Origin of the sequence: Nocardiopsis lucentensis DSM 44048, from assembly GCF_000341125.1 — a bacterium.
Taxonomy (GTDB): Bacteria; Actinomycetota; Actinomycetes; order Streptosporangiales; family Streptosporangiaceae; genus Nocardiopsis; species Nocardiopsis lucentensis.
Genome location: NZ_ANBC01000456.1, coordinates 1 through 6,260 on the forward strand (window position 1 = coordinate 1; position 6,260 = coordinate 6,260).

6 protein-coding genes are annotated in these 6,260 nt (G+C 69.9%); 2 read left to right on the forward strand and 4 right to left on the reverse strand.

Annotated elements, in window-relative coordinates; all coding sequences use genetic code 11:
* Positions 1–66: 66 nt before the first annotated feature.
* The 4 genes from D471_RS0116075 to D471_RS0116090 all read right to left on the reverse strand — a co-directional run bounded on the left by D471_RS0116075 (position 67) and on the right by D471_RS0116090 (position 3,981).
* Positions 67–1,662 carry a nucleobase:cation symporter-2 family protein gene (locus D471_RS0116075; protein WP_017599569.1) on the reverse strand — a complete coding sequence of 532 codons (1,596 nt, stop codon included), beginning with the start codon at positions 1,660–1,662 and terminating at the stop codon, positions 67–69.
* 307 nt (positions 1,663–1,969) lie between these two features.
* Positions 1,970–2,866: a factor-independent urate hydroxylase gene (pucL, locus tag D471_RS0116080; RefSeq protein ID WP_026127782.1), complete on the reverse strand. Its 897-nt coding sequence runs from the start codon at positions 2,864–2,866 to the stop codon at positions 1,970–1,972.
* 219 nt (positions 2,867–3,085) lie between these two features.
* The gene (gene uraH, locus D471_RS0116085) at positions 3,086–3,430 is read right to left on the reverse strand and encodes a hydroxyisourate hydrolase (RefSeq protein ID WP_017599571.1); all 345 of its coding nucleotides are present in this window, start codon (positions 3,428–3,430) and stop codon (positions 3,086–3,088) included.
* Positions 3,427–3,981 carry a 2-oxo-4-hydroxy-4-carboxy-5-ureidoimidazoline decarboxylase gene (locus D471_RS0116090; protein ID WP_017599572.1) on the reverse strand — a complete coding sequence of 185 codons (555 nt, stop codon included), beginning with the start codon at positions 3,979–3,981 and terminating at the stop codon, positions 3,427–3,429. Before D471_RS0116090 ends, uraH begins: the two co-directional genes overlap by 4 nt.
* Before the next feature lie 418 nt (positions 3,982–4,399).
* Between D471_RS0116090 and D471_RS0116095 the strand changes: the two genes are divergently transcribed.
* Both D471_RS0116095 and D471_RS0116100 read left to right on the forward strand, forming a co-directional pair.
* Entirely contained in the window at positions 4,400–5,200 is an 801-nt protein-coding gene (locus D471_RS0116095; protein ID WP_017599573.1) for a hydroxypyruvate isomerase family protein, read from the forward strand.
* Between the two features lie 138 nt (positions 5,201–5,338).
* Positions 5,339–6,229: a 2-hydroxy-3-oxopropionate reductase gene (locus D471_RS0116100; RefSeq protein ID WP_017599574.1), complete on the forward strand. Its 891-nt coding sequence runs from the start codon at positions 5,339–5,341 to the stop codon at positions 6,227–6,229.
* The last annotated feature ends 31 nt before the right edge of the window (positions 6,230–6,260 follow it).

Sequence of the window (6,260 nt, forward strand, 5' to 3'; positions counted from 1 at the left end):
CGAGTGACGGGAAGGCGCGGCGGCGCCCGGTCGAACCGGGCGCCACCGCGCCGCGTCAGGGGACGGTCACTCCTTGGTGTCGTCGACGGCCTCCGGTCCCTCACCCCGGTAGGCCGCGCCGGCCTGGTCGGTGTACTTGGCCTCGCCCGGACCGGCGCTGCCGATCTCGGTGGCGTCGATGTCGGCCGGGGTGGTCTTGGCGGCCCCCCGTCCGACCACGTTGAAGCAGATGTTGAGCAGCACCGACACCAGGGCGGCGCCGATGATGCCGGAGTGGGCGATCATCTCCACGGACTCGGGCAGGAAGGCGTAGAAGGTCGGGTAGGCGAGCGGGATGACCGCCACGCCCATGGACGTCGCGACCAGCACCAGGTTGAGGTTGTTGGTGAAGTCGACCTTGCCGAGGGTCTTGACGCCGCTGGCGGCCACGCTGCCGAAGAGCACGAGTCCGGCACCGCCCAGGACGGGGGTGGGCAGCGCGGCCATCACACCACCCAGGACCGGGAACAGGCCGAGCGCCAGCAGGATGACGCCGCCCGTGGCCACGACGAATCGGCTGCGGATGCCCGTCAGCGCCAGCAGCCCGATGTTCTGGGCGAAGGAGCTGGTGGGCGTGGCACTGAAGACGGGGCCGATGATCGAACCACTGACGTCGGCGCGCAGACCGGCGGAGATGCGCTTGGCGTCCACCTTCGACCCGGTGATCTCGCCGACCGCGATGATGTGCGAGGCGCCCTCGGTCAGGACCACCAGCATGATGACGCACATGGTGAGGACGGCGGCGAGCTCGAAGCGGGGCGCGCCGAAGTAGAAGACCGAGGCGGGGTTGAAGACGATGTCGGCCTCGCCGACCCGGCTGAAGTCGGCCATGCCGAACGGCACCGCCACCAGCGTGCCCGCGACCAGGCCGAGGAGCACGGACAGGCGTCCCCAGATGCCTGGGAGCACGCGGGAACAGACGAGGATGATCACCAGGGTGACCCCGGCGAGCGCGAGATTGGCCAGCGGGGCGGCGGCCACCGTCGACCCGTCCTCCATGGTCCGGGTGCCCCCGTCCATGATCCAGCGGGCGGCGACCGGCATCAGGCTGACCCCGATGACGGTGATGATCGTGCCGGTGACGATCGGGGGGAAGAAACGGATCAGCTGCCCGAAGAACGGCGTCATGACCAGGGCGAAGACCCCGGCGGCCATCGAGGCGCCGAAGGCCACGGGCAGGTTCTCCCCGTTCGACCCGGCCGCCAGGGAGGTGATGGCGCTGACCGGGACGAAGGAGCAGGCGACCACGATCGGCATCTGCGCGCCGACGCGCCTGTGCCCGACCGTCTGGAGGAGGGTGGCGATCCCCGCTGCCAGGAGCGCGCCGCTGACGAGGATGCCCATGGCGGCGGGCTCGTTCGCGAGTCCAGCGGCGGCGCCGATGACCAGGGCCGGTGCCACCGCACCGGCGTACATGGTGAAGATGTGCTGCAACGCGTAGACGACCTGCAACCGCAGCGGGAGCTTCTCGTCCTCAGCGCGGGCGGGGGAGGTACCGCGCCGGAGGCGTCCGTTGAGGGTGGTAGCCCATCCCTTCGCGAAGCGCCCGAGGGCGTTGGAGGGCGACGGGTGGGCTGAGGCGTTCGTTGTGGCCGAGTCCTTCGCGGACGGACTGTTCGACATGGCCAGTTTCCAGCCTTTGCGATTGTTGGCCACCGGCGGGGGTGGCCGCTCTCTCGGGCCCGTGGGCCCGGTGATGTCCACCGGTACGGCGGTCCGTGTCCGGGTACGCCGAAGAGCGGTGCGTCAGCCGCGTGCGCGCGCGGCTAGCGAGGCGCCGTCGCCTCGGGCGGTGCTTCCCGCGGTGCGGGGCGGGGAACAGGGCCGGGGCCCGACCGGCTATGAGGGCACGCGTGGCGGACACATACTCTGCTGCCCGACGGGCGGCATCCACCACGTACGCCCTGACGGGCCCCGGGGCTCGGGCTCCTTACACGAAACCGGGGACGGCCTTCCAGGCGTCACCGGCGTCGGGAGCGTCGTCGCGCTCGACCGTGGCCTCGATCTTGCCGTAGGGGCGGTCGGCGGCGAAGAAGACCTCGTTCGGGTTGTCCAGGCCGAACGGTGACAGGTCCACCAGGAAGTGGTGGTTGTTCGGCATGGAGAACTTGATCTCGGCGACCTCGGGGTGCGCCTCCAGGACGGCCCTGCCCATCTCGTACAGGGTCTGCTGGAGGGCGAGGCTGTGCGTCTCGGCGAACGCCTCCAGGCAGATGGCGCGGATGGAGGAGTAGAGCTTGTCGAACTCCAGGTCGGTGCCGACGTAGCGCCAGCGGGCGGTGACGTCCGTGGCCAGGATCCGGTCGTCCGTCTCCTTGAGGGTGGTGTACTTCGTCTTCGGGTAGCCGTGGAACTCGGACCCGGTGGACTTGAGGACGGTCAGGCCCTCGAAGCCGGATACCACCCACTCCTTGTCGCCGTCCTTGTTGACCACGGTGGTGCGGGTCTCGGCGCCGTTGCGGGAGAAGGCGTGGTCGTGCGGGCCGTGCGAGGTGGCGATGCGGTCCCAGGAGTACTCCTGGATCTCCTGGCGGGCGCCGTACACATAGTCGTGCTCGTCGACGAAGTGGCGCGCCAGCCTGAGCGCGAAGTCCTCGATGGCGCCGACGCCGCCCCACTCCTTGGCCTTGGCGTAGACCGTGTTCTTCTGGGTGTCGGTCGGCAGGCACTTGCTGTTGTCGCCGACGGTGTGGACGGTCTCCAGGTCCCCGCGCAGCTGCGAGGTGACGTTGACGTCCTTGATCTGGTGGACCGCGGTGTCGCGGTTGACGTGGACGAGGCGGACCTCGGCCTTGCCGTACTGGTTGTCTCCGAGTCGGATACCCATCAGGGCGTACTCCATTTCATGTGTGTACATGAAGTCGTCGTTTCGCGCCGGGCGCCGCGCGCCCGCGCCGTGCGCACGAGGGAGGACCGCTGTGGACATGCGGAAGGACCTGTCACGCACTCGAAGAGGGTCGTGTGCCTAGGACTGTCGGAACTCGGGCGTGTCGCGCTCCCTTCGGTCAGTGTTCCCCGACGGGCTCGTCGGCCCGCGCCGATCCGGCTAGGAACCCCGGTAGGTCGAGTAGGCGAACGGGCTCAGCAGGAGCGGCACGTGGTAGTGCGCGTCCTCGTCCGCGAGGTCGAAGACGATGGTGACCTCGGGGTAGAAGCCCTTCTGTTCGGTGGCCGCGAAGTAGGCCGCGGTGTCGAAGACGACGCGGTAGTACCCGGCGGAGAGCTGCTCGGGCCCCAGGTCGGGTACGCGCCCGTCGTCGTTGGTGCGGCCCTCGGCGACCGTCTTCCAGGAGGTGCGCTCCGCGTCGGTGGCGGCCTCCAGGCGGACCGGGACGTCACGGGCGGGCCGGCCCAGCGACGCGTCGAGGATGTGTGTGGTCACGTGGCTCATGCGGCGTCCAGGAGTTTCTCGAGTCGGAGTCCGGAGATCTTGCGGAGTTCCTCCGCGACCACCCGCAGTTCGCCGGGAAGGTCGTTGTCGAGCCGTCCGACCAGGTCGGCCAGGAGTTCACGGCTGGACCGGCCGCTGGCGCAGACCAGGTAGATCTGGCCGAACCGGCCCTCGTACTCGCCCTGGGCGAACTCGAAGATCCGCTGGACACGCAGTGAGGCGTCGTCGGAGTCGGCGGCGAACGCGGACTGCTCACCGCGCGACCACCGCGCCTCGGTTCCCTTCCCCCGGGCCTTCTCCCCGATGCGCGGGTGGCGGGCCAGCGCGGAGGCGACCTCGTCTTCCGTGATCTCCCGCGCGTGCTTGTCGGCGAGTTCGGTGAGGGTGCGCCGGTCGGCGTAGGGCGCCTGCTCGGCCACGGCGTCGACCCAGCGGTCGATGTCGAGGCACTGGGCGAGCTCGACGCGCAGATCCGCCCGTGACAGGGCGTTCAGGCGCGCCAGACCCGGATCGGTGGCCCCGTCCGGCTCTCGCGCGTTGGTCTCGGGCATCTGTTCTCTCCCCTGTCCGGTGGGTGCGGTGACTCCCGTGAGGGGTCCCTACCCGCTCACGTCACTTGGATGTTCCCACAGATCCACCGGGTGTTTTTCGTAGTGCAGAGGGATGTTTCCGTATGGCGGATGGAGGGACTCTAACTCCAGACCGTGTGATCTTGTCAACACTGGCAAGGGGTGATTGTCGAAAAAGTCCGATTTTCGTGCGCTCGCACGAAGATCAGGCGATCTTCCCGGTGGGGCGAGCGGGATGGGTGGCGCGGGAGGGGGTCGGGGGTGTTCTCCGGGCGGGTTCTCGGTGGCCGGGTCCGCGTCCGGTGGTTGACAAGGTCACGCCAGGGCCGCACACTCAGACTATTCCTTCAAGCGAAAACTACTTTCCGCAATGCGGAACACAAGGTGACGGAGGCCAGCCATGAGCCACGCGTTGGGCTACACGGTGAACTGCTCGCTGCTGTTCACCGAGCTCCCCATCAACGAACGCCCCAAGGCCGCGCGCGACGCGGGCTTCCACGCGGTGGAGTTCTGGTGGCCGTTCGAGAGCGCGACGCCCGCGCAGGACGAGATCGACGCCTTCGTCTCCGCGATCGACGACGCCGGCGTTCGGCTGAGCGGCCTCAACTTCTTCGCCGGGGCCCTGCCCGGCCCGGACCGCGGCGTCCTGTCCCAGCCCTCCCGCAGTGACGAGTTCACGGCCAACATCGAGGTCGTCGCGCGCATCGCCGAGCGGACCGGCACCACGGGCTTCAACGCCCTCTACGGGCTGCGCCAGGAGGGCGTCGACCCGGCCGAGCAGGACCGCCTGGCCCTGGAGAACACGGTCGCGGCGGCCCACGGCGTGGCCAAGGTCGGCGGGACCGTCCTCGTCGAGCCGATCAGCGGCTCCGAGGACTACCCGCTCAAGACGGCCGCCGACGCCCTCGCGTTCATCGCCGAGGTGAAGGAGGCCGGGGCCGCCAACGTCGCGCTCCTCGCCGACTTCTTCCACCTGGCGGTCAACGGCGACGACGTGGCCGCGGTCGTGCGCGACCACGCCGCCGAGTTCGGCCACATCCAGATCGCCGACGCGCCCGGCCGCGGTGAGCCCGGCACCGGTTCGCTGCCCCTCGACGAACTCCTCACCGACGCAGAGGCCCGCGGCTACCGCGGCCTGGTCGGCCTGGAGTACAAGCCGACCGTGCCCTCCCCGGAGAGCTTCGGCTGGCTCAAGCGCTGACCAGCGCGTCCCAGACGGGCGGTCACCAGCCCACGGTGACCGCCGGCGGGCCGTCCGCCCCGTACGCCCTCGGGGCGGGGGGCCCCACCCAGCTCGCTTTCGACCCACCCGCCAACGACAGCCACGAAAGGGGCGGACATGCCCGCCAACAGCAACATCGCCTTCATCGGACTCGGCATCATGGGTCTGCCCATGGCCACCAACCTGGTCAAGGCCGGGTACAGCGTCACCGGCTACAACCTCGACCAGGCCGCCATCGACAAGCTCGTGGCGGGTGGCGGTAAGGGCGCGGCCAGCATCGCCGAGGCCGTCGCCGGCGCCGACGTCGTCATCACGATGGTCCCGGACTCCCCGCAGGTGGAGGAGGTCCTGGTCGGCGAGGGCGGCGTCTACGACAACGCCAAGGCCGGCGCCCTGGTCATCGACATGAGCAGCATCCGCCCGGACGTGACCCGCACCCTCGCCGAGACCGGCGCCGAGCGCGGCTTCCGCGTCCTGGACGCACCCGTCTCCGGCGGTGAGGCGGGCGCCATCGAGGCCAAGCTGTCCATCATGGTCGGCGGCGGCCAGGAGGACTTCGACACGGCCAAGCCGATCTTCGACGTCCTGGGCACCACCCCGGTCCTGGTCGGCCCCAACGGCGCCGGTCAGACCGTCAAGGCCGCCAACCAGCTCATCGTCGCGGGCAACATCCAGCTCGTGGCCGAGGCGCTCGTCTTCCTGGAGGCGCACGGCGTCGACACCGAGGCTGGTCTGGAGGTCCTCGGCGGCGGGCTCGCGGGCAGCACCGTCATGGCGCGCAAGGGCGAGGCCATGCGCAAGCGCGAGTTCCAGCCGGGCTTCCGTATCGCCCTGCACGACAAGGACATGAAGATCGTGACCACCGCCGCCCGCGAGGCCGGCGTGGCGATTCCGCTGGGCGCCCAGGTGGCCCAGTTCGTCGGCGCCCTCAAGCACCAGGGCCACGGCGGGCTCGACCACTCCGCGCTGCTGAAGATCGTCGAGCAGCTCTCCGGCCGCACCGAGTAACGGCCACCTGGCAATGGGCTTCCGCCGGCGG